The organism is Marinobacter algicola DG893, from assembly GCF_000170835.1.
In the GTDB taxonomy this organism is placed as follows: domain Bacteria; phylum Pseudomonadota; class Gammaproteobacteria; order Pseudomonadales; family Oleiphilaceae; genus Marinobacter; species Marinobacter algicola.
In genome coordinates, this window is the sequence record NZ_ABCP01000002.1 from 1 (window position 1) to 20,227 (window position 20,227).

Sequence of the window (20,227 nt, forward strand, 5' to 3'; positions counted from 1 at the left end):
ATATTGTCCGTGAAGTGGCCCGTCAGTCAGGGTTGGACATAGAGTTTCGGGCAGGCACCTGGCCAGAAGTGTTCGGTGCATTCGAGCGAGGCGAAATGGACATCATTGAAGGTATTTCCTACAACGATGACCGCGCCAGGGCCGTTCAGTTCACCAAACCTTACCACATTTGCCAGATGCACTTGATGCATGACCCGGTCAACCCGCTCAAAAACATCGATTCCCTCGAATCCCTCAATGACTACCGTATTGGCGTTGTCCGTGATGTCTATTTCCGCGACGCCCTTCAAACCCCGGGATGGTGGAGCCCAACCTGAACAGGAAGTCCTGAGGCGTGTTTTGGTCATCAGCTCCCTCTTTGTTCGTCTGGGGAGTAAAAAGAATACTGAGAGTCAGGAAGCCCGACGGCGGAACAGCGGCTCGTCCGTATCCGTCGCCGCCTGATACCCCTGGGTAAAGAAGTTCAGGCAACGAGCTGCCTTGTTGATATCCTTGTCGGCGCGCAGTACGTACGTATCAAAACCGCACCGCTTCATAAACTGCAACTGGTCCAGAAGCACATCCCCAACCGCACGAAGCTCATTTTGGTAATTCAGGCGCTCGCGAAGCAGCCGCGCGATACTGTAACCGCGGCCATCGCTGAACTTCGGGAAGTTCACTGCAATCACCGGCAGCTCATTCACCACGCCAGCCAGAGTCTCCGGCTCATCATGGCTGTCGAGCCACACACCGATATCATCACGGTCCTCAAAGTGCTCCTTGCCCGCCAACCATAGGTCGGCCGGAATCAGGGCAGGTTGCTCGGGAATATCCAGAGACTCCCCATCTGCTGGCCTTGGCACAACAACCCAATCGTCCTGACGAATACTTCCGTCACTGGTGATTACATCAGGCATAAACCCGCTCCTTGAATGGCTCAATGCCAATACGGCGATACGTATCCAGGAAAGGCTCTTCCTCAGTCCGGTTATCGACGTACACATTAATGATTTTCTGCATCACTTCCGGCATGTCTTCCCGGGCAAAAGAGGGCCCGAGAATCTTGCCAATCGCGGCATCGTGGTGAGAGGAGCCGCCCAGGCTGATCTGGTAGAACTCCTGACCCTTCTTATCAACACCAAGAACGCCGATGTTGCCCACGTGGTGGTGCCCACAGGCGTTCATGCAGCCGGAAATGTTCAGATCTATGTTGCCGATGTCGTACAGATAGTCCATATCATCGAACTGGCGCTGAATGGACTCCGCCACAGGAATAGACTTCGCATTCGCCAGGGCGCAGTAATCGCCACCGGGGCAGCAGATAACGTCGGTCAGGGTATTCAGGTTCGCGGTGGCAAAGTCCATCGGCGTAATGGCTTGCCAAAGCTCGAACAGTTGATCTTTCCGGACATCCGCCAGAACCACGTTCTGCTGATGCGTAACCCGCACCTCGCCAAAGCTGTACTGATCCGCCAGGTCGGCAATCTGCTCGAGCTGACGATCACTGACATCGCCCGGCGGCGTGCCGGTTTTCTTCATGGTCAGTGTCACAATGGCGTAACCCGGATTCTTGTGGGTATCCACGTTGTGGCCAATCCACTGATCAAACTCACGGTTTTCGAAGCGTTGGGTTGCCAATACGTCCTTCACGTCCGGAACCTGCTCGTAGTCCGGCTCGGTGAAATACCCTTTGAACTGCTCAATGGCTTCCTGGGTCAGGCGCGTAGGGGAGTCCTTGATGTGGGACCATTCCTCTTCCACCTTCGCTGCAAAGCCTTCGGGTGTCAGTGCCTTCACCAGAATCTTGATGCGGGCCTTGAACTTGTTGTCACGGCGCCCGTAACGGTTGTAAACACGGAGCACGGCTTCAAGATACGTGAGCAAGTCCAGCTCCGGCAGGAAGTCACGGATAACCGGGCCGACCATCGGCGTACGTCCAAGGCCACCGCCCACGTGAACGCGGAAACCAAGTTCGCCTTTGTCATTGCGCATCATCTGCAGGCCGATATCGTGCACCTGAATAGCGGCGCGGTCGGTATGCTCTGAGGCATTGACGGCTACCTTGAACTTGCGCGGCAGAAAGGCGAATTCCGGGTGGAAGGTGGACCACTGACGGATGATTTCGCAATAAGGGCGCGGGTCGGTAATTTCGTCCGCCTGCACACCGGAAAACTGATCTGTGGTGGTGTTGCGGATGCAGTTGCCGCTGGTCTGGTTGGCGTGCATTTCCACTTCCGCCAACTCGGCCAGGATATCCGGGACATCTTCGATTTCCGGCCAGTTGAGCTGAACGTTCTGGCGGGTTGTAAAGTGCGCATAACCTTTGTCATAGTCACGGGTTATGCGTGCCAGACGGCGAAGCTGGGCAGAGCGGAGCATCCCGTACGGCACCGCGATGCGCAACATCGGGGCAAGACGCTGTACATACAATCCGTTCTGAAGTCGCAGTGGAAGAAACTCGTCTTCGCTCAGCTCGCCAGCCAGAGCCCTCTCGGTCTGGTCACGGAATTGTGCAACGCGCTCGGCAGCCATTTGCCGGTCGTGTTCGTCATAAACATACATAGTGGAACGTCCTGCTGAAACGCTGGAAATAGGGCTTTAGTGCCTTTTCTTGCGAGGCAGAATATCACCGTGCCATTATTCTTAAAATGATTATTTCCAAATATGTTTATCGACTAAGGTGATATAGAAAACCAGATATTGCTGGACTGATCACGATTTCACGCCTAAGTTTAAAGGGGCGTGCGCGAAAAAAACCGACAATAACGACATAGCGAGGAAAGAGTATGAAGAAGACCGCGAGAACCGACAGTCAGGCCGACGCCGTTGCCGCCGTTTTGCTGGTGATGCTGGTCGTTGCCTTCGCCGTTGTCTGGGTATCCGGGCAGTAATTGCTACTGGCCGGCAAGCACCAGCTTGACGACCACCACCAGGGTAACCACGAAGCCGACCGTGAACAGAATGCCGGCGATGATGTATGGCCAGGGACTGTGGCTTGAGAAATCCTCCTCACGGCGCTTGTCGGACTGAACGCCAAGCGCGCCGGCAAGGATGCTCTGCATCACTTTGAAAACTCCCGGTCCTTTTCTGGCAGGCTTTGCGGGTGCTTGCTCGTTGTCTTTCTGATCCGTCATGCTGCGCTCCCGCTAATGTGTAAAGGCGGCCTCCAGGTTGTTATTCCGCTGGGTCGTATGCAAGGCTGGGTGCCAGCCATCGCTCCGCTTCGGCCTTGGATATTCCCTTTCGTGTTGCGTAGTCTTCAACCTGATCCACGCCAATCTTACCCACCGCGAAATATTTTGATTCAGGATGGGAGAAGTACCATCCGGAAACGGCCGCGGTCGGGAACATGGCGAAGTGCTCGGTCAGCTCCAGGCCAGCGTTTGCCGGTGCGTCGAGGAGGTCGAACAAGGTCGCTTTCTCCGTGTGATCCGGGCAGGCGGGATAGCCGGGCGCTGGCCGGATGCCCCGGTACCGTTCACGGATCAGGTCGTCATTTCTCAATGCCTCGTCTTCGGCATAACCCCAGAATTCCTTCCGTACCCGTTCATGCAGGTGTTCGGCAAAGGCTTCCGCAAGGCGGTCCGCCAGGGCCTTAACCATGATGGCGTTGTAATCGTCGTTGCGATCCTTGAATTCCAGCGAAAACTCTTCGGCGCCAATGCCGGTGGTTACGGCAAAACCACCCATGTAATCCACGGGGCCGTCACCTTCCGGCGCAACAAAATCCGACAGCGTCATCATCGGCTTGCCCGGCGCTTTGTCATCCTGCTGTCGCAGGTGGTGCAGTGTGGTGAGTTCCTTTTCCCGGGTTTCGTCGGTGTAGAGCACAATGTCATCGCCACGGCGGTTGGCGGGCCAGAAGCCGATCGCCGCTTTAGCCGAAACGCGTTTCTCATTGATCATCTGCTGAAGGATTTGCTGGCCATCGTCGAACAGTGTCCTGGCGGCTTCCCCCCGCTTTGGATCATCGAAAATGGCGGGGTATTTGCCGGACATATCCCAGGAAATAAAGAAGGGCGTCCAGTCGATGTAGTCCACCAGTTTTTCCAGGTCATACGTTTCAAAGGAGCGCACACCGGTAAAAGCTGGCTTGGGCGGCTGGTAACCGTCGAAACGGATGTTCGGGGCGCGATCCCGGGCTTCCTTTAATGAGACCAGTTTGGTGCGTTCACCCCGGTTTTTGCGGCGCTCCCGAATCTCATCGTATTCGGTGCGTGCGCCCTCCACCAGTGCAGGTTTGGCGGTCTTGCTCAGTAACTGGGAGGCAACGTTCACGCAGCGCGATGCATCGGAGACATACAGGGCGATGTCGTTCTTATACTGGGGTTCGATCTTGACCGCAGTGTGTGCCTTCGAGGTAGTGGCGCCGCCAATCATCAGCGGGATGTTGAAGTCCAGCCGTTGCATTTCCTTGGCAACGTGGACCATTTCATCCAGCGACGGTGTGATCAGGCCACTGAGGCCGATAATGTCGACATTTTCCTTTTTTGCCACATCCAGGATCTTGTCGCAGGGTACCATCACGCCGAGGTCAATGACCTCATAGTTATTGCACTGCAACACCACACCCACGATGTTCTTGCCGATATCGTGTACGTCGCCTTTGACCGTTGCCATCAGGATTTTGCCCTTGGCTTGCTGATCGCCTGATTTTTCGGCTTCGATATAGGGAATCAGGTGGGCTACTGCCTGCTTCATCACGCGGGCGCTCTTGACCACCTGGGGCAGGAACATCTTGCCGTCACCAAACAGGTCGCCAACCACGTTCATGCCGTCCATCAGCGGGCCTTCAATAACCTCAATCGGGCGGGCGGCGCGCTGTCGACAGGCTTCGGTGTCTTCAATGATGTAGTTGGTAATACCCTTGACCAGGGCATGCTCCACCCGTTTTTCAACTGGCCACTCGCGCCAGGCAAGATCCTCTTCCTGGGTCTTGCCGCCCTTGCTGCGATAGCGCTCGGCAATCTCAAGCAGTCGGTCGGTGGCGTCGTCGCGGCGGTTGAGCACCACGTCTTCGACCAGCCCCTTCAGTTCAGGGTCGATCTCGTCGTAGATCACGAGCTGGCCGGGATTGACGATGCCCATGTTCATGCCGGCCTTGATGGCGTGGTACAGGAACACCGAGTGGATGGCCTCACGCACGGCATCGTTACCGCGGAAGGAGAAGGATACGTTGCTGACGCCGCCGGAAATGGATGCGTGGGGCAGGTTGTCGCGAATCCAGCGGCTGGCGTTGATGAAATCCACCGCGTAATTGTTATGTTCCTCAATGCCGGTGGCGATGGCGAAGATATTGGGATCGAAAATGATGTCGCCGGCAGTGAAGCCGATACCAACGAGGAGATCGTAGGAGCGCTTGCAGATCTCCGTCTTGCGCTCAAAGGTATCCGCCTGGCCGTCCTCATCGAACGCCATGACCACAACAGCCGCACCGTAACGCATGCAGTCCCGGGCGCGCTTGAGGAATTCCTCCTCGCCTTCCTTCAGGCTGATGGAGTTCACCACCGCCTTGCCCTGAATGCAGCGCAGGCCAGCCTCGATCACTTCCCACTTGGAGGAATCAATCATGATGGGAACGCGGGAGATGTCGGGCTCCGAGGCAACAAGATTGAGGAACGTCACCATAACGTCCTTCGAATCCAGCATGCCCTCATCCATGTTGATATCAATGATCTGGGCGCCGTTTTCTACCTGATCGCGAGCGACGCTAAGGGCCTCCTCGTACTGCTCTTCTTTGATCAGCCGAAGGAAGCGCTTGGAGCCCGTCACGTTGGTACGTTCGCCCACGTTGATGAACAGGGTGTTCTCGTCGCCGGTAAACGGTTCAAGGCCGGATAGTCTCAGGGCGGGTTTCTGGTTCGGTATCTTCCTGGGCGGATACTTGGCAACTGCATCCGCGATGGCCTCGATATGATCCGGGCGTGAGCCACAACAACCACCGATGATGTTCAGAAATCCATCACGGGCAAAGCCTTCAATAATCTCCGCCATCTCTTCCGGCGTCTGGTCGTATTCGCCAAATTCATTCGGCAGCCCGGCATTGGGGTGGGCGCTGACGTAGGTCGTCGACTTGTTCGAGAGCTCTTCCACGTAGGGGCGAAGGGCGTCTGCACCGAGGGCACAGTTAAGACCGACTGAAACGGGCCTGGCGTGAGACACGGAATTCCAGAACGCCTCGGTGGTTTGGCCTGACAGGGTGCGGCCTGAAGCATCGGTAATCGTGCCGGAAATCATGATCGGCAGTTCGATGCCGCTGTCGATGAAGTATTGCTGGGTAGCGTAGATTGCTGCCTTGGCATTCAATGTATCGAAAATGGTCTCGATCAGGATCAGGTCAGAGCCACCTTGAACAAGGCCTTCCACCGCTTCGTAATAGTTGTCCACCAGGGTCTGGAAATCGACGTTGCGATAGCCCGGGTTGTTCACATCCGGTGAAATGGAGGCAGTGCGAGAGGTTGGGCCAACCGCACCAGCCACGAAACGCGGTTTTTCGGGGTTGCGGGCGGTAAATTCGTCCGCAATCTGGCGCGCCAGTTTTGCCGCTTCAACATTCAATTCCTTCGCAATTGACTCGAGACCATAGTCGGCCTGCGACAACTGGGTGGAGTTGAAGGTGTTGGTTTCAATAATGTCAGCGCCCGCTTCAAGATAGTCCGCGTGAATATTGCGGAGCAGGGCGGGCTGGGTCAGGTTCAGCAGGTCATTGTTGCCCTGAACCTCTCGGTCATAATCGGCAAACCGGTCGCCACGGAACGCTGCCTCGTCCAGTTTCAGGTTCTGGATCATGGTGCCCATGCCACCATCGAGGACGATGATGCGTTCTTTCAGGGCGTTGCCAAGCTGTTCCAGGCGGTCCAGACGAGCGTTGCGGTCGGTCATATAAATTACTTCCGGAAGTCGTTTTTGTCTCAATGGCGCGCGATCATAGCAAAAATGGCGGTTGTCGTCCCACGGCCTGATGATGTTGATCAATGGAGCACTTAAAGTCTGACTATTTTACTTGGTCTTTCATGTTGCAGCGATCTCACTTAAAATAAGGGAACACTTTCAAACGGGTTGCAACTATGGCATTGGTTACGGTGACAGATCCCGCTCGGGATTACCTTGCACAACTTATTGAAAAACAGGATGTGGAGGGCATGGGTGTCCGTATTTTTGTAACCCAGCCCGGCACAAAGAACGCCGAGACCTGTCTTGCCTACTGCCCGCCGAACGAAATCGTGCCGACGGACGAGCAGGTTGATCTGGGCAAGTTCACGCTGTTTCTCGATCATAATTCGGTGCCGTTCCTGGAAGAAGCCTTTGTGGACTACTCCAAGGATCAGATGGGCGGGCAGCTGACCATCAAAGCACCTAACGCCAAGGTGCCTAACGTTGATGAGAACGCGCCCTTACCGGATCGTATCCAGTATATCCTGGCGTCGGAAATCAATCCCAACCTCGCGGCTCACGGTGGTGAAGTCTCTCTGGTGGAAGTGGCCGAGGAATCCATTGCCGTTCTGCGATTTGGTGGGGGTTGCCAGGGTTGCAGCGCAGTGAGCCTTACGTTGAAGCAGGGTGTTGAATCGACGTTGAAGGAGCGTGTTCCTGAGATAACGGCCGTTCGCGACGTTACCGATCATACCTATACAGAAAACGCTTATTATCAGTAAGATAAGGCAGATTCTGAAAGTATGACATGAAGCCGGCTAATGCCGGCTTTTTTTGTTTTCGGTGCGGGTATTTGTCAGTGCTATGGGTGCCGCGCTATCGTCGTTGCTGTGGCGGAACGGCCAATGTCGGATAATTCGATTTACTTCATTATCAGTCACATAATCTGAATCGAACGATGGGTAAAATGCCCGTCATACAAAACTACGGCGCGTCCTCACCACCGTGCCCGCCAATCATTCACTGGGGTTTGTCTTGGTTGATGTAGCACTTTTCTCTGTGCCACTCATGGCAGCTATTGTCGGCTGGTTTACCAATTGGCTGGCGATCCAGATGTCCTTCAATCCCATTCAGTTCGTGGGTGTTGGCGTTATCGGCTGGCAGGGAGTGATCCCCCGCAAGGCTGAGAAAATGGCCCATATCTGTATTGACCGCACCCTGCAGCAGTTTGGTGATCTGAACGCGGTCTATCAGCAGTTGGAGCCACAACGAATCGTTGAGCAGGTGATTTCCCAGGTGAATCCGCGCATGGACGAATACATTGACGAAGTGATGTATGACATCCAGCCGGTGCTCTGGGACAACCTCCCGTTGTTCATGAAGAACCGCATCTATCGGTGGGGTCGGGAACAGCTGCCGTCGAGGATAGAGTCCCTGGTGGAAGATTTCGGGGATGACCTCAATGACCTCGTTGACTTGAAGGCATTGTTGAGCCGGGAACTGAAAACCCATCCGGACCTGATGAACCGGATTTTCAGGGAAGCTGGCTCGGTGGAGTTGCGGTCGGTTATCAACCGAGGGGCGATCATTGGCGGCCTGCTGGGGGCTTTGTTAGCCCCCGCCTGGGTACGCTACCCCGAACCATGGCTATTGCCGGTCGGTGGCTTTGTGGTGGGATTTCTCACCAACTGGATTGCCATCAACCTGATTTTCCGCCCGCTCAAACCCCGGCGTTTCCTGTTCTGGCGTTTGCAGGGTCTGTTCCTGCAACGCCAGCCTGAGATCAGCGACGTATGGGCAAGGTTGGTGGCGGAGGAGCTGATTACCGTTGAGAAAGTCGCTGATGCCATGATCAACGGCAACCGTGGTGACCGTACGCGGGCGATTATACAGAAGCATCTGAGGCCCCTGCTGGATAACTCGATGGTGATGAAGCTCGGCGCCCAGGTTACGGTTGGGATGACGGGGTACACCGAGCTTAAAAAAGCCATGAACCATAAAGCGGTGCTGGCCACTCGTGATGTCTTCGGGGACCCTGCGTTCAACCGCGAACGGGCACCGGTGGTGGCCGGAGTGCTGGCCGGGCAGATGAAGTCGCTGGCGCCGGCGGAGTTTCAGGATATCCTGCGGCCGGCTTTTCGAGAGGAAGAGATTCAACTCATGCTGGTTGGGGGAGTATTGGGTTCCCTGGCGGGCGCGATTCAGTTTTTGATCGTGAGCAACGTATTGAACTAGGCGCTTGGAGCAAAGTTACTCGCGCAATGAGCTGACCGGGAGGGCAGTATGGATTTTGTATGGGCAGTCGCGATACAGACCCTGGCAACAGGATGCGTCGTTCTTTTTGTGCTGGCAGGCTTCTGGCTCGGCATTGTACGGCCACATCTTGATCGCAAGGTGGCGGAGCTTATCGATGCGTCACGGGAAATAGAGCCCAGGGTCAGGCAGGGTGTACGGGAGGGCGTGGAAGAAACCCTTCGGGAGCTGCCGGAAAGCACGGTGAAAGAGTCTACCCGCCAGTTCCTCCGGTTCGGTTCGGGGTTGTTCGAGAACGGCCTCAGCAGCTTTCTGGGTGAGGTGTCTGACCCCGGTCGAAAACCCCGCAACGATTCATAGACAGTTCGTAGGCCTTGGAAGACCCGCTATGCGGCAGGCGGTTTTGGCCGGTGTACCGGGAAAGAGCTGCATCAGGTAGATGCTGTTGCCTTTCTCTTCATCAAACGCCTCCCTGACTGCTTTTACAAACAGCCTGTTTGAAGGTGGTGATATTTCATGTTGTTTGTAAAATTTCCTCAGGAATTCGATGATTTCCCAGTGATTATCGGTTAATTCAATGTTGTCGTCCGCTGCAATTTCACGGGCCACGTCAGGTGACCAGGCCCAGGCGTCCTCCAGGAATCCTTCGTTGTTTCTCGTCGGAATTGTCATTACCAGCAAATCACTCTGGTTGCCTCGGTGGTCAGGGCCACCATGGTGTCAAAATCAATCGTTTGTACGTCAAGCCCATCGACGGTGATGGCTCTGGCCTGCAGGTCGGGGGCCAACGCATAAATGGTACCTTTCAGTACTGCTTCACGGTCCGCGAGGGCGAGCACACCTGATTCTGTCAGCAACAGGCCATCCTGGTCTGTGATGCTTGACAGGCACGCTCCAAACGCCGGGTGATCCGGCCGCTTGTTGACAATGTGCAGGGTATGGATGGTTGTCATCAATGCGCTCTCCGGATGTATATTTGCCTGTTCAACTCAGGTTGACCACGTGGGCATAGCGCTCAATCAGATCGGCGCTCAGGGCGGTCACGGTAACGCCCGGCATCATATTCTCTTTGTTGAGGCCATACCGCTCACAGGCCTTATGATCGGCCATCAGGGCGGAAACGCCGAAAATTGGCGCGGCTGACAGATTCTTCTCCACCGATTTCTGCTGCACGGCGTCCGCCTGCTGGGCCTTGCGAAGCCAGTTAACGCCCTCGCCGGTGAACAGCAACGTCACCGGCTGGTCAAATGCGGCCAGTGAAAAGGCCATGTCCAGCGACTCACGGCCGGTCCAGTCGCAATACGGCGCGTGGCTAATGATAACCAACGTCTCCATGTTTGGCTCAACCCCCGTTGTGAAAATAGATAACGCGATCAGAATGCGCCACGCTGTCCACCCACTCGCCCAAGCCGGCGATGGTGAACGGCGTGGCAAGGTTGTTGGCGGGCAGCTCATAGCGTTGTTGTTCGCTCTGATCCACAATACCTCGCCGAAGTGCCGACGCAATACAGGCAAAGCCGGCAATATCGTGGCTTCCGAGGAAATCCTGCCAGGCTTGCGACCAGTTCACCTCATCCGAAGGCGGGCTGGTCAGTGCCGACGCCAGATGAACGCCATCACCGTAGAGGAATACCCGATCAATTCGATGGCCATTTGCCAGTGCTGCCCTGGCGAAGGCGAGCGCTGTTTGTGGTGCCTGGGATGAGTAGGGCGCCCCGGTAATGACCAGGGTGAAGGAGCAGAGTGTTTGCGGGCTCATATGCGCATGTTTGCCTGTTGGAGTTCCGAGAACAGTTTACCTCATGAATGAAAAAACCCCGACCGGGGCCGGGGTTTTCTGGCAGTTGCCTGTCACCAGAGTGATCAGTCGTCGCCGCTGAACGCCATCATCAGGTGAAGCAGGCTGACGAACAGGTTGTAGATGGCCACATACAGGCCAACAGTGGCGATGATGTAGTTGCGTTCCCCGCCGTTGATGATCCGGCTGGTTTCAAACAGGATCATGATGGAAGCGAAGATGGTGAAGCCAGCAGACACCGCCAGGTGCAGGATGGAGCTCTGCATAAAGAACGCCAGCAGCATCGCGCCAATCAGCACGAAGGCGCCCGCTGTCAGAAAGCTGGACAGGAAGCTGAAGTCTTTCTTGGTGATAATGGCCGTTGCAGACAGACCTACAAACGCGGTTGCTGTCAGGGCCAGGGCGTTCGCGACGATCTGGGAAGCGCCTGCGGCCACCATCTGACCAATGATCGGGCCAAGAGTGAAGCCCATGAAGCCGGTGAGGGCGAAGGTCGTTACGATACCCCAAGGGCTGTTTTTGAGCTTATAGGTCGCGAACAGCAGGCCGATATAGCCTACGATCGTGATCAGGAAGCCGGGGTGTGTGCCGTTCATGTTCAGGAACGCAGTCAGTGCGGAGAATGCCAGAGTCATTCCCAGCAGCATGTAGGTATTGCGCAGCACATTCATGGCATCTGCACTGATACCCGTCGCCCGACCTTTTTCTGTGGTCGAATAGGCTCCCTGGTTTTGCTGGACGCCAAATCGTCTGTCTTCCATTATCTTCTCCGTCTGTGTGTCACAACCGTTTGAATCTAACACTCATCATAATGCCAGATATACAACTTTCAATCATTTACGACAGAAAACGGCTCCTCAGATTCCATTAAATAGCGTTAATGTTTAAGCGGAGGGAAGACGATGTGGCCAGGGCGTTGACAGGAAAAGGAATTCCGGTATCATGCTCCCCGCTGTCGCAATGACGGCTGTGGAGAAAACGGTGGGCTGGCAGAGTGGCTGAATGCAGCGGTCTTGAAAACCGCCGAAGGTTAGTAGCCTTCCCGGGGTTCGAATCCCTGGCCCACCGCCACTTTCTCTTCCTTCCCTGTCTTTTACCTCCCTGAAGAGCGCCCGTATTTTTCAAATGGTTTCTTGAGTGCGTCTAGTCCGCGGTCAACGCTTTCCGAATCGCGCGAATACCGCTCAGTGCTGCCTCATTGTCGCCGTGGACGCACAGGCTGTCGGCTGGCAGTGTCAGCCAGTTACCGGATGAACTGTAAACTCCGCCTTTCTTAGCGAAGGACACCGCCTGATCAACGATCTTGTCTGCAGACTGATGTACGGCCCCTGGAAGGCGGCGGGATACCAACTGGCCCTCGTCGTCATAGGCGCGGTCGGCAAAGGCTTCCAGCAGGATGGGAAGGCCGACATAGTCTGCGAGTTTCCGGTGTTGTTTGTGTTTGACCGTCACCGGGAGCATCAGCGGGAGATCCTGCCGGTAGCTTCTAACCGCGGCCATAACGGCTTCCAGAGTACTCATGTCCCGCATCATGTCGTTGTTCAGCGCACCATGGGGCTTTACATACGACAGCGTCAGGCCCTGGGCCCGGCATAGTCCTTCCAGTGCGCCAAGCTGATAGAGGATCAGGGCTTGAATTTCCTCAGGGCTGTGGCTGATGGAGCGGCGGCCAAACCCGGCGAGGTCGTGATAGGAGGGGTGGGCGCCGATTTCCACCCCGTGCTTCGCTGCCAGAGCCACGGTTTTCTGCATAACTGACGGGTCCCCGGCGTGAAAGCCGCAGGCGACGTTGGCCATATCGATAAGGGGCATCACCTGATCATCCTGGCCCATACGCCAGGCACCGTAGCTTTCCCCCAAATCACAGTTCAGTTTCATCTCACAGCTCCCGGCCCGGGTACTGGGCCTGTTTCTGTTCCTCCGCGAGCCTGACCCTTTCTGCCAGTTCTTCGGGCTCGTTGCGCGGCACCTGCCAGCCATGCAGATTTTCCTCAATCAGCTGAGTCAGAGCGTCGATATGTCCCGGCGTGGCATTGAGCGCTGAAATGTAGCAGAAGCTCTCGCCGCCGGCCGCCAGAAAGTACTCACGGTTTTCCTCGTCAATCTCTTCGATGGTTTCGAGGCAATCCGCCGAAAAACCGGGGCAGAACACATCTATGGATGTTACGCCTTTTTGGGGCAGCGCTTTAAGGGTTTCGTCGGTATAGGGCTGCAGCCACTCTTCCCGGCCAAAACGTGACTGAAAGGTGGTCAGGTATTCATCCTTCCCGAGGCCAAGCCGCTCGGCCAGCAGGCGGGAAGTCTTGTGGCACTCACAGTGGTACGGGTCGCCTCGCTGAAGGTACTTCAGGGGAACCCCGTGGTAGGAGAGGATCAGTTTCTGGTTGCGCCCATGCTTGTCCCAGTGCGCCTGGATATGGTTTGCCATGGCCTCAATGTAAGGTGGATAGTCCGGGTAGTGGGACACGAATCGCAGATCGGGAAGCCAGCGCCGACGGGTAAAATTATGGGCAATAGCGTCGAACGTCGAGGCGGAGGTTGAGGCGGAATACTGCGGGTACAGGGGCAGTACCAACAACCGCCGGACCCCCTGCGCCTGCATTTCATCAAGCACCTTGGAAATTCCCGGGTTGCCATATCTCATGGCAAATCCCACCAGAAGGTTGTTGCCGTGTTTTGCTTGCAGTTGCTTGCGAATCGCTTCGGCTTGTCTGGCGGTATGAATCAGCAACGGCGACCCTTCCGGTTGCCACACGCCGGCATAGGCCTTGGCTGACCGGCTGGGACGCAGCCGCAGGATCACGCCGTGGAGTATCAGCCACCAGATCGGGCGCGGCACTTCAACCACCCTGGGATCCCAGAGGAATTCCCCCAGATAGCGACGCAGGGCAGAGGTGGTTGGGGCATCTGGTGTTCCCAGATTGGTGATCAGTACACCGGTTTTTTCGGGATGGTCATGGCGAAAATCGGCGGTACCCTTGTACGGCATGGTTCTGGATCCTGGAAATGATGGGTGTCCGGTCAGAGAGTGGCTCAGGAACGTTTTCCTGCCTGCTGGGCCATCCGGGGCGCCAGCCCGCCAACATCATAACCTGCTTTACGGGCCTTGTTGACGATGTCCTGGGCCGGTTCGGTGCGAGCCGAGCTCAATGCCCAGAGTACGGTGCAGCGGGTTCCGGAGCGGCAAAAAGCAAGTACGGGCTTTTGCGCCTGACGGATCATCGCATCAAAGCGCTCAATGTCATTGTCAAAGATATTCCCCGACTCGACGGGTAGATACACCCACTCCATCCCGTTTGCGTGGGCTGCAGCCTCAATGTCGGCCATGCCCGGTTGTCCGGGCTCTTCGGCATCGGGGCGATTGGCGACGAGTGTCTTGAAGCCGAGTTTTGCGGCTTCGCTAACGTCTTCCACTGTAAGTTGGGGCGAGACTGAAATCGTCTCGTCGATGCGTCTGATGTCCATAAGCGATCCTTTTACCGGTCACGTAAATGCCTCAGCATAATGCCACAGGACATAGCCGCTGTCAGAGACCGGGCCATGGGAAGTTTTAATTCAGGATATAAAAAAAGCCCGGCACTGGTGGCCGGGCAGAGGCGTGCGAGTAGTATCCATGAAAGACTTCCAGACAAACCGGCATCAGCAGGGACACCGGTACAGTGAAGTATTGACCATATTTTGAACACTTCAAGCCAGCGAGCGATTCGTTTGATCACATTTTTTCATATTGAAAGTGTGCTTATACTAAACCCGCTCACTGTGGGCCTTTCAGGCGATCGAGATTACGTTATGAGGCAGAGATATTCGCTTGCTGACTGAAATTCAGTGCCCGCTGTAATACAATAATGGGCCATTGAGAGTCCAACGCCTCCGAGGTTTTGCATGTCTGACGAAAACGAAAACACGCCGGAAAACGACGAGCAGCTGGCGGGTAAAATAAAAGGGTCTGCACGGCAGATCTGGCTGGCCGGGCTCGGTGCCTACACCAAGGCCGAGGAGGACGCTGGTCGCTTCTTTGAGCGTCTGGTTCAGGAAGGCGAGCAGTTGGAGAGCAAGACCAGGGGTGTTGTCGAAAAGCACGTACGTTCCGTGGAAGACCGTGTGGACGATGTACGGGAAAAGGCGACTGGCACCTGGGACCGCCTTGAGAACATGTTTGATGAGCGCGTGTCCGGCGCGTTGCGTCGATTAGGTATTCATCGTCGGGACGAAATCGAAGCCATGGAACGCCGGATTCAGGCCCTGGAAGCGGAACTGCAACGCCTCAGGGAGCAGACCGAAGACCGCTCCGAAGAAGAATAATGCTCGCTACCGGCCGTTGATGTCAGAGGTAGTCCCGGCTCATCAGGTAAATCTGTTCCTTTTCATCCGGGCCCAGGTAGGGCAATAGCAAGTGCATCATCTGGTAAACGCCGCGACCCGGATCCATGGAGTCGCGGTCATCCAGATGCGACAGGCTGTCGAAGCTGCTCCAGTAGCAGGCGGTGAGTGTCAGCTGGTCGCAGAGTGCATCCAGTTCCCCATCGGTAATCTCCATGACGCCCTGGCGTCGAAAGCTCTCGCAGATGACCCTGAAGCCATTGGTTTTCTTTTTCAGAATGCGCCGGAAACGCGTTTGAAGCTGGTCGTATCGGGACAGGACGTTCACCAGGTCCTGATACAGGAATCGGTAGCGGGCGACGGTCTCGAACAGCAAATGCAGGAAAAAACTCTGCTGGTCCAGGCTGATGTCTGCGTCCTCCGGTACCGCCAGCAGGTCGTGCATTTCGTGCTCATAGCTGGCAAACAGTTCCCCGACGATATCGCCCTTGCTTTTGAAGTGGTAATAGAGGTTGCCGGGGCTGATCTCCAGTTCGTCCGAAATCAGCAGGGTGGTTACATTGGGCTCGCCGATGCTGTTGAACAGCATCAGGCTGGCCTCAAGTATACGGTCGCGGGTTTTCATTTTTTTCATGTCGCGGCCCGGCGAGATGGGTTCAAAGCGCGAAACGGGCCCACACCGGACAATGGTCCGAAGGCCGTTCCATGGCGCGAATATCGTAGCTGACGCCGGCTTCTTCCGCCTTGGGCAGAAGCGGGTCACTGGCCATGATCAGGTCGATCCTCAGTCCGCGGCGCGGGTCCCTGTCAAAGCCCTTGCTGCGGTAATCAAACCAGCTGAAGGTGTCCGACTCCTCGGGGTGAAGGTGTCGAAACACGTCGGTGAAACCACGGCTTTCGACCTGTCCCAACCATTCACGCTCTTCCGGCAAAAAGCTGCACTTACCGGTTCTCAGCCAGCGCTTGGCGTTGTCGGCTCCGATGCCGATGTCCTGGTCGGTGGGGGAGATATTCATATCGCCCATCACCACAATCTCACCGTTGGCGGCTTTCAACTCATCCAGATAGCGCATCAGGTCCGCGTAGAATTTTTCCTTGGCGGGAAACTTCACCGGGTGGTCCCGGCTTTCGCCCTGGGGGAAATAACCGTTGATCACCGTGAGCTTGCGGCCGTTGACCGTAAAATGACCGGTAATCAGGCGGCGCTGGGAGCCCTCTCCGTCCCACGGGTAGCCTTTCTGAACGCTGTCCGGCGCCTGGCGGGAAAGAAGTGCAACCCCGTAATGAGTCTTCTGGCCATGGAAGTGAACGTGGTAGCCGAGTTCGCGAATGGCGTCTTCCGGGAACTCCTCGTCGGTCACCTTGGTTTCCTGCAGGCCGATAAAGTCCGGGTTCAGGCTATCAATCACGGCCTCAAGCTGGTGCAGCCGTGTGCGGATACTGTTGACGTTGAATGAGACAAACATCATCGGCGGAAACCTTCTGTTTTGCAGTTTTGGCGGTTGTCAGGGTGTGTCAGGAAACCGCAAGTCTACCACAACAGGTCGGTGTGTCCGCCTTGGCTGCAAGGACGGATTCAGCGGGTCAGTTCACAATCCGGAGCGGTTTCCACGGCATAGCGGATATGGGCGGTGTAGTTCGAGTCCTTGTCCTTGCGGATATTGGTCAACCCGAGGTAGTTCGTCAGCGCCCCGTTTTCGTTGTAGCCCAGGAGGATTGGGTCGACCAGAAAACTCAGGAGGGTGCTGGAGGGCTCAATCAGCACCGTGTGTGCGGCGTCGATACGATCGTCCTCCGTTGGTTCCAGTACAAAGCCATAGGCTTTGCCCCGGGTAGGCGCCAGAAAGTCGAATTCAATACGGTCGCCGGAGGTGACCTCGGGCCAGTGGTTGCGCACCAGATTGTCAAAGCCCGCATCCGCCACCAGTTCTTGGGTAACCTCCACCGTCGAGTTTTCCGTGTCGCCTTCCGGAGTCTGCCACTCGATTTCCAGCTTCGCGTCATCCCGATTGCGGATTTCCATGACTTCATTGAAACCCGGCTGTCGGAACGTCATCGTTGGACGCAACGGCGATTGTTCGTAAGACAGTGTCTTTTCGCCAAATGTCTCACCGTTACTGCGAACGTACGTCACGTTGTGGGAGGCGGGTCGGAAAAGACCCTCGGTGCATTTGCCCGTTACCACGTGCCGCTCTTCATAGAGCACGTTGTTGCCGTTCAACGGCGTCGCCTGGCCGGTGAAACGCATCTCGGCGGCCCCGGCCGACAGGGGCAGGGTACAGGCGAGCAAAAAGGTGCCGGTCTTCATCGTATCAGCTCCGGATAAAGGGCCTTGCGAAGGTAGAGAAGGCCCGGGAACACAATCAGCCAGCCTAGTGCCAGCGCAGCCAGGGAGAGCGTGAGATTCGGAAGTTGCACGGCGCCCAGCGCGCTGGCGGACCAGTAGGCAAAAGGCCCGGCGATGGGGGCACACACAAAGGGCAGCCAGGGTTTGCTGACAATCCATGACAGGGAATGGCTAAGGGTGGTCATGAATATGGCCCAGATGCCGACCAGCCAGACTGGTGTGATCTGGACGTTACCGGTGCCATCGTCAAGGATACCGGTCTGGAACCAGATGCCATCCAGCACGCCACCCAGAACCGTGCCTGCGCCGATAAACTGCAGTTCGGTGAAACGGTGCTGGCTGACAAACAGCATATGGAAAACCAACAGCAAGACCACGAAACCGGCAGCCGGCAGGCCCGGATAGAGCACGCATACGAACCAGCCAGCCTGGAACAGGGCAAAGTTCAGGACATTGCGCAGGGTGTCGTTGCGGATCATACGCTCAGGATGTTCTCACGTTTGTTGCCAGGCTTGGCGAACAGGATCTGGGAAACCCCAATGGCGCGTTCACTGAATCCCGCTTCGCAATAAGCGAAATAAAAATGCCAGAGACGGCGGAAGGCCTTGTCATAGCCCAGGTTGTCCAGCGTATCCCGGTTTGCCATGAAGCGATCGCACCAGTCCCGTAGGGTTCGGGCATAGTGGAAGCCGATATCTTCAGAGTGGGTCATTACCAGATCAGAGCCGATGCGAACAGAGTCCAGAATCGCGCCCAAAGACGGAATGAAGCTACCCGGGAAGATAAACCGCTGGATGAAATCGACGTTCTTCAGGGCGCGTTTATAGCGCTGCTCGGGCATATTGATGGCCTGCACCAGAGCCAGGCCGTTCGGCTTCAGCAGTTGACTGATCTGTGAGAAGTAGCTGTCCAGGAATTGCGGGCCAACGGCTTCAATCATTTCGATAGAGACCAGCTTGTCGAATTGCCCTTCCAGATCACGATAATCGTCAAACAGCAGGGTAATGCGATCCTCAAGGTGTTCCTCACGGACCTTTTCTCTTGCCAGTTCCAGTTGCTCGGCGGAAATGGTGGTGGTCGTCACATGACAGCCATAGTGCTTGGCCGCATGCACCGCGAATCCGCCCCAGCCGGTCCCGATTTCCACCACCCGGTCGCCTGGTTGCAGGTCCAGTTTGCGGCAGATGGTATCAAGTTTATGAACCGCCGCCTGCTCCAGTGTGGCCTCGGGGCTTGGGTAGATAGCGGAGGAGTACATCATCGTAGGGTCAAGGAAGGTTTCGAAAAGGTCGTTACCCAGGTCGTAGTGGGCGCTGATGTTCTTGCGGGAACCTTCCTTGGTATTGCGATTCAGCCAGTGCAGGCCCTTCAAAGCCGGTTTGGTGACCCAGCTGAATCGGTCCTCGAATGCGTTCATGCGGTCAACGTTTCGGGTAAAGAACCGCAACAGGGCCACCAGGTCTGGCGTTGACCAGTCACCAGCAACATAGGCTTCGGCCGCTCCTACGCTGCCTCCGGTTAACAGATCCTTCCAGGTGCTGTGATCATGGATGACCAGCTCCGCCGGCACGAAACGGCTGTCGCTGTCCCCGAAGGTCAGGGTTGCCGACCCGGCTTCACGGATCGTCAGTGTGCCCGCTTCAAGAAGCGAAAGCTGCTGGCAGACAAGGGCTTTCGCCCACCGGCTGGTGAACGGCGCCTGGCCAGCGCCAGTGGATTCAAGCGAGGTGTTCAGGTTCTCCATGAGCTTACCTTTCCGGTTGTCTTGTTCTGGGTTGTGGGTTCGGTGACATCCTGGCCTGAGTCTTCAGCGCCGCGCCGGTGCGCCGGGTCGTTTTCAGGCAGCTTGTTTGGATGGGTAAAGAACGGCACACCTTTTAACTTGAGCTTCAGGGCATGCCAGTAAATACCGCCCACCACCTTCAGCGCTTCCAGTGGAAACTGCCTGAGGCTCCTATGTAGTTCTTTACGATCCAGGGGGGTGCGTCGGACCACCAATGTGGCATCAAAATGCTTGCGATCGTCCTGCCTCACACCCATATGGATTCGAAGCTCAGGGCCGCGAAAACTGAATGCCCACTGGTAATGCTGGTCCATTGGATTAAACGGCGATACGTGAAAGCGTTTGCTGAACTCGAAACGCTCAGTGCGCCACCCGGCGTTGGTTGGTTCCGCGCCCGTGGTTTCGAGGCAATACACATGGCGATCTTTCCAGGGGGTATTGGTGATCTGAGCCAGGATAACCCGGGGCACGGCTCCATGATCCGGCCGGTCGCCGGCGTTGTAGCAGAAGTAGAAGCTGACCGGATTGAACACATAGCCAAAATAACGGGGGTGAGTAATAAGTTGCACCGGGCCGTCCGGGCGCCACCTCGTCGCCTGTTGGACCTGGTCGCTCACGGCCTGCAGGAGGTTGTCGGTCTCGGGCCGGAAGTAGTCGCGGCGATACAGAGACAGCCAGTTGAAGCGTTCCAGGGAGAACAGGCGGCTGATATGGGTAATGGACGGCCATTCCCGCAGGTCCAGGGCCAACATGCCGGTACTGTAGCTGAACTCGTGGCGTACCGGTGTCTTTCGACGATGCCGAATCGTGCCCTCCAACCACTGGCTGTGGAGTTGATTGGAGACGATGTTTTCCGGTAAGGCAGCGGTCATGG

Annotated in this window: 23 protein-coding genes and 1 tRNA gene; 6 read left to right on the forward strand and 18 right to left on the reverse strand. The window is 56.3% G+C overall.

The annotated features are described in order from the left end of the window. Positions 1-317, forward strand: a 317-nt coding sequence (locus MDG893_RS02215; protein WP_040474216.1) for a transporter substrate-binding domain-containing protein, incomplete at its 5' end; no start/stop codon positions are given. A 75-nt stretch (positions 318-392) separates the two neighbouring features. Here MDG893_RS02215 and MDG893_RS02220 read toward each other — a convergent pair. From MDG893_RS02220 to metH, 4 genes are all read right to left on the reverse strand, one after another. Continuing rightward, on the reverse strand, positions 393-896 hold the full coding sequence (locus MDG893_RS02220) for a DUF934 domain-containing protein (protein WP_007152083.1): 504 nt from the start codon (positions 894-896) through the stop codon (positions 393-395). After that, positions 889-2,541 carry a nitrite/sulfite reductase gene (locus tag MDG893_RS02225; protein ID WP_007152084.1) on the reverse strand — a complete coding sequence of 551 codons (1,653 nt, stop codon included), beginning with the start codon at positions 2,539-2,541 and terminating at the stop codon, positions 889-891. The genes MDG893_RS02220 and MDG893_RS02225 overlap by 8 nt, the downstream gene beginning before the upstream one ends. A 332-nt stretch (positions 2,542-2,873) precedes the next feature. Continuing rightward, entirely contained in the window at positions 2,874-3,113 is a 240-nt protein-coding gene (locus MDG893_RS02230; RefSeq protein WP_007152086.1) for a DUF2970 domain-containing protein, read from the reverse strand. Between the two features lie 40 nt (positions 3,114-3,153). Beyond that, on the reverse strand, positions 3,154-6,861 hold the full coding sequence (metH, locus tag MDG893_RS02235; RefSeq protein WP_007152087.1) for a methionine synthase: 3,708 nt from the start codon (positions 6,859-6,861) through the stop codon (positions 3,154-3,156). 185 nt (positions 6,862-7,046) lie between these two features. Here metH and nfuA point away from each other — a divergent pair, with 185 nt between their 5' ends. The 3 genes from nfuA (at position 7,047) to MDG893_RS02250 (ending at position 9,465) form a co-directional block, all read left to right on the forward strand. Further along, on the forward strand, positions 7,047-7,634 hold the full coding sequence (nfuA, locus tag MDG893_RS02240) for a Fe-S biogenesis protein NfuA (protein WP_007152088.1): 588 nt from the start codon (positions 7,047-7,049) through the stop codon (positions 7,632-7,634). 286 nt (positions 7,635-7,920) lie between these two features. Beyond that, on the forward strand, positions 7,921-9,087 hold the full coding sequence (locus tag MDG893_RS02245) for a DUF445 domain-containing protein (RefSeq protein WP_040474243.1): 1,167 nt from the start codon (positions 7,921-7,923) through the stop codon (positions 9,085-9,087). A gap of 48 nt (positions 9,088-9,135) precedes the next feature. After that, on the forward strand, positions 9,136-9,465 hold the full coding sequence (locus MDG893_RS02250) for a hypothetical protein (protein WP_007152090.1): 330 nt from the start codon (positions 9,136-9,138) through the stop codon (positions 9,463-9,465). Here MDG893_RS02250 and MDG893_RS02255 read toward each other — a convergent pair. The 5 genes from MDG893_RS02255 to MDG893_RS02275 all read right to left on the reverse strand — a co-directional run bounded on the left by MDG893_RS02255 (position 9,460) and on the right by MDG893_RS02275 (position 11,664). Then, on the reverse strand, positions 9,460-9,777 hold the full coding sequence (locus MDG893_RS02255) for a TusE/DsrC/DsvC family sulfur relay protein (protein ID WP_007152091.1): 318 nt from the start codon (positions 9,775-9,777) through the stop codon (positions 9,460-9,462). The genes MDG893_RS02250 and MDG893_RS02255 overlap by 6 nt on opposite strands. After that, positions 9,777-10,058, reverse strand: a complete 282-nt coding sequence (gene tusB, locus MDG893_RS02260) for a sulfurtransferase complex subunit TusB (protein WP_007152092.1) — start codon at positions 10,056-10,058, stop codon at positions 9,777-9,779. The genes MDG893_RS02255 and tusB overlap by 1 nt, the downstream gene beginning before the upstream one ends. A gap of 31 nt (positions 10,059-10,089) precedes the next feature. Beyond that, on the reverse strand, positions 10,090-10,440 hold the full coding sequence (locus tag MDG893_RS02265) for a DsrE family protein (RefSeq protein WP_007152093.1): 351 nt from the start codon (positions 10,438-10,440) through the stop codon (positions 10,090-10,092). 7 nt (positions 10,441-10,447) lie between these two features. Then, entirely contained in the window at positions 10,448-10,864 is a 417-nt protein-coding gene (gene tusD / locus MDG893_RS02270; protein WP_007152094.1) for a sulfurtransferase complex subunit TusD, read from the reverse strand. A 104-nt stretch (positions 10,865-10,968) separates the two neighbouring features. After that, entirely contained in the window at positions 10,969-11,664 is a 696-nt protein-coding gene (locus MDG893_RS02275; protein ID WP_007152095.1) for a Bax inhibitor-1/YccA family protein, read from the reverse strand. Positions 11,665-11,883: 219 nt separating this feature from the next. Here MDG893_RS02275 and MDG893_RS02280 point away from each other — a divergent pair. Further along, positions 11,884-11,974: transfer RNA gene (locus tag MDG893_RS02280), tRNA-Ser, on the forward strand. Between the two features lie 72 nt (positions 11,975-12,046). Here MDG893_RS02280 and MDG893_RS02285 read toward each other — a convergent pair. The 3 genes from MDG893_RS02285 to MDG893_RS02295 are packed head-to-tail and all read right to left on the reverse strand — an operon-like array spanning position 12,047 to position 14,368. Continuing rightward, entirely contained in the window at positions 12,047-12,781 is a 735-nt protein-coding gene (locus MDG893_RS02285; protein WP_007152096.1) for a 5-oxoprolinase subunit PxpA, read from the reverse strand. Between the two features lies 1 nt (position 12,782). Next, positions 12,783-13,892: a ferrochelatase gene (gene hemH, locus MDG893_RS02290; RefSeq protein ID WP_007152097.1), complete on the reverse strand. Its 1,110-nt coding sequence runs from the start codon at positions 13,890-13,892 to the stop codon at positions 12,783-12,785. Positions 13,893-13,936: 44 nt separating this feature from the next. Next, positions 13,937-14,368 (reverse strand): protein tyrosine phosphatase family protein, encoded by a 432-nt coding sequence (locus MDG893_RS02295; protein WP_007152098.1) that lies wholly within the window; start codon positions 14,366-14,368, stop codon positions 13,937-13,939. Between the two features lie 417 nt (positions 14,369-14,785). Between MDG893_RS02295 and MDG893_RS02300 the strand changes: the two genes are divergently transcribed. Next, positions 14,786-15,205 (forward strand): phasin family protein, encoded by a 420-nt coding sequence (locus tag MDG893_RS02300; RefSeq protein ID WP_007152099.1) that lies wholly within the window; start codon positions 14,786-14,788, stop codon positions 15,203-15,205. 22 nt (positions 15,206-15,227) lie between these two features. Here MDG893_RS02300 and MDG893_RS02305 read toward each other — a convergent pair whose 3' ends face one another. From MDG893_RS02305 to MDG893_RS02330, 6 genes are all read right to left on the reverse strand, one after another. Further along, on the reverse strand, positions 15,228-15,857 hold the full coding sequence (locus MDG893_RS02305; RefSeq protein WP_007152100.1) for a TetR/AcrR family transcriptional regulator: 630 nt from the start codon (positions 15,855-15,857) through the stop codon (positions 15,228-15,230). 22 nt (positions 15,858-15,879) lie between these two features. Then, positions 15,880-16,692: an exodeoxyribonuclease III gene (gene xthA, locus MDG893_RS02310; RefSeq protein WP_007152101.1), complete on the reverse strand. Its 813-nt coding sequence runs from the start codon at positions 16,690-16,692 to the stop codon at positions 15,880-15,882. Between the two features lie 107 nt (positions 16,693-16,799). Beyond that, positions 16,800-17,531: a hypothetical protein gene (locus MDG893_RS02315; RefSeq protein WP_007152102.1), complete on the reverse strand. Its 732-nt coding sequence runs from the start codon at positions 17,529-17,531 to the stop codon at positions 16,800-16,802. Continuing rightward, complete coding sequence (locus MDG893_RS02320) at positions 17,528-18,049, reverse strand: DUF2878 domain-containing protein (RefSeq protein ID WP_007152103.1); 522 nt, start codon at positions 18,047-18,049, stop codon at positions 17,528-17,530. Before MDG893_RS02320 ends, MDG893_RS02315 begins: the two co-directional genes overlap by 4 nt. After that, the gene (locus MDG893_RS02325) at positions 18,046-19,314 is read right to left on the reverse strand and encodes an SAM-dependent methyltransferase (RefSeq protein ID WP_007152104.1); all 1,269 of its coding nucleotides are present in this window, start codon (positions 19,312-19,314) and stop codon (positions 18,046-18,048) included. The genes MDG893_RS02320 and MDG893_RS02325 overlap by 4 nt, the downstream gene beginning before the upstream one ends. Next, positions 19,302-20,225: a DUF1365 domain-containing protein gene (locus tag MDG893_RS02330; protein WP_007152105.1), complete on the reverse strand. Its 924-nt coding sequence runs from the start codon at positions 20,223-20,225 to the stop codon at positions 19,302-19,304. Before MDG893_RS02330 ends, MDG893_RS02325 begins: the two co-directional genes overlap by 13 nt. Positions 20,226-20,227 lie beyond the last annotated feature (2 nt).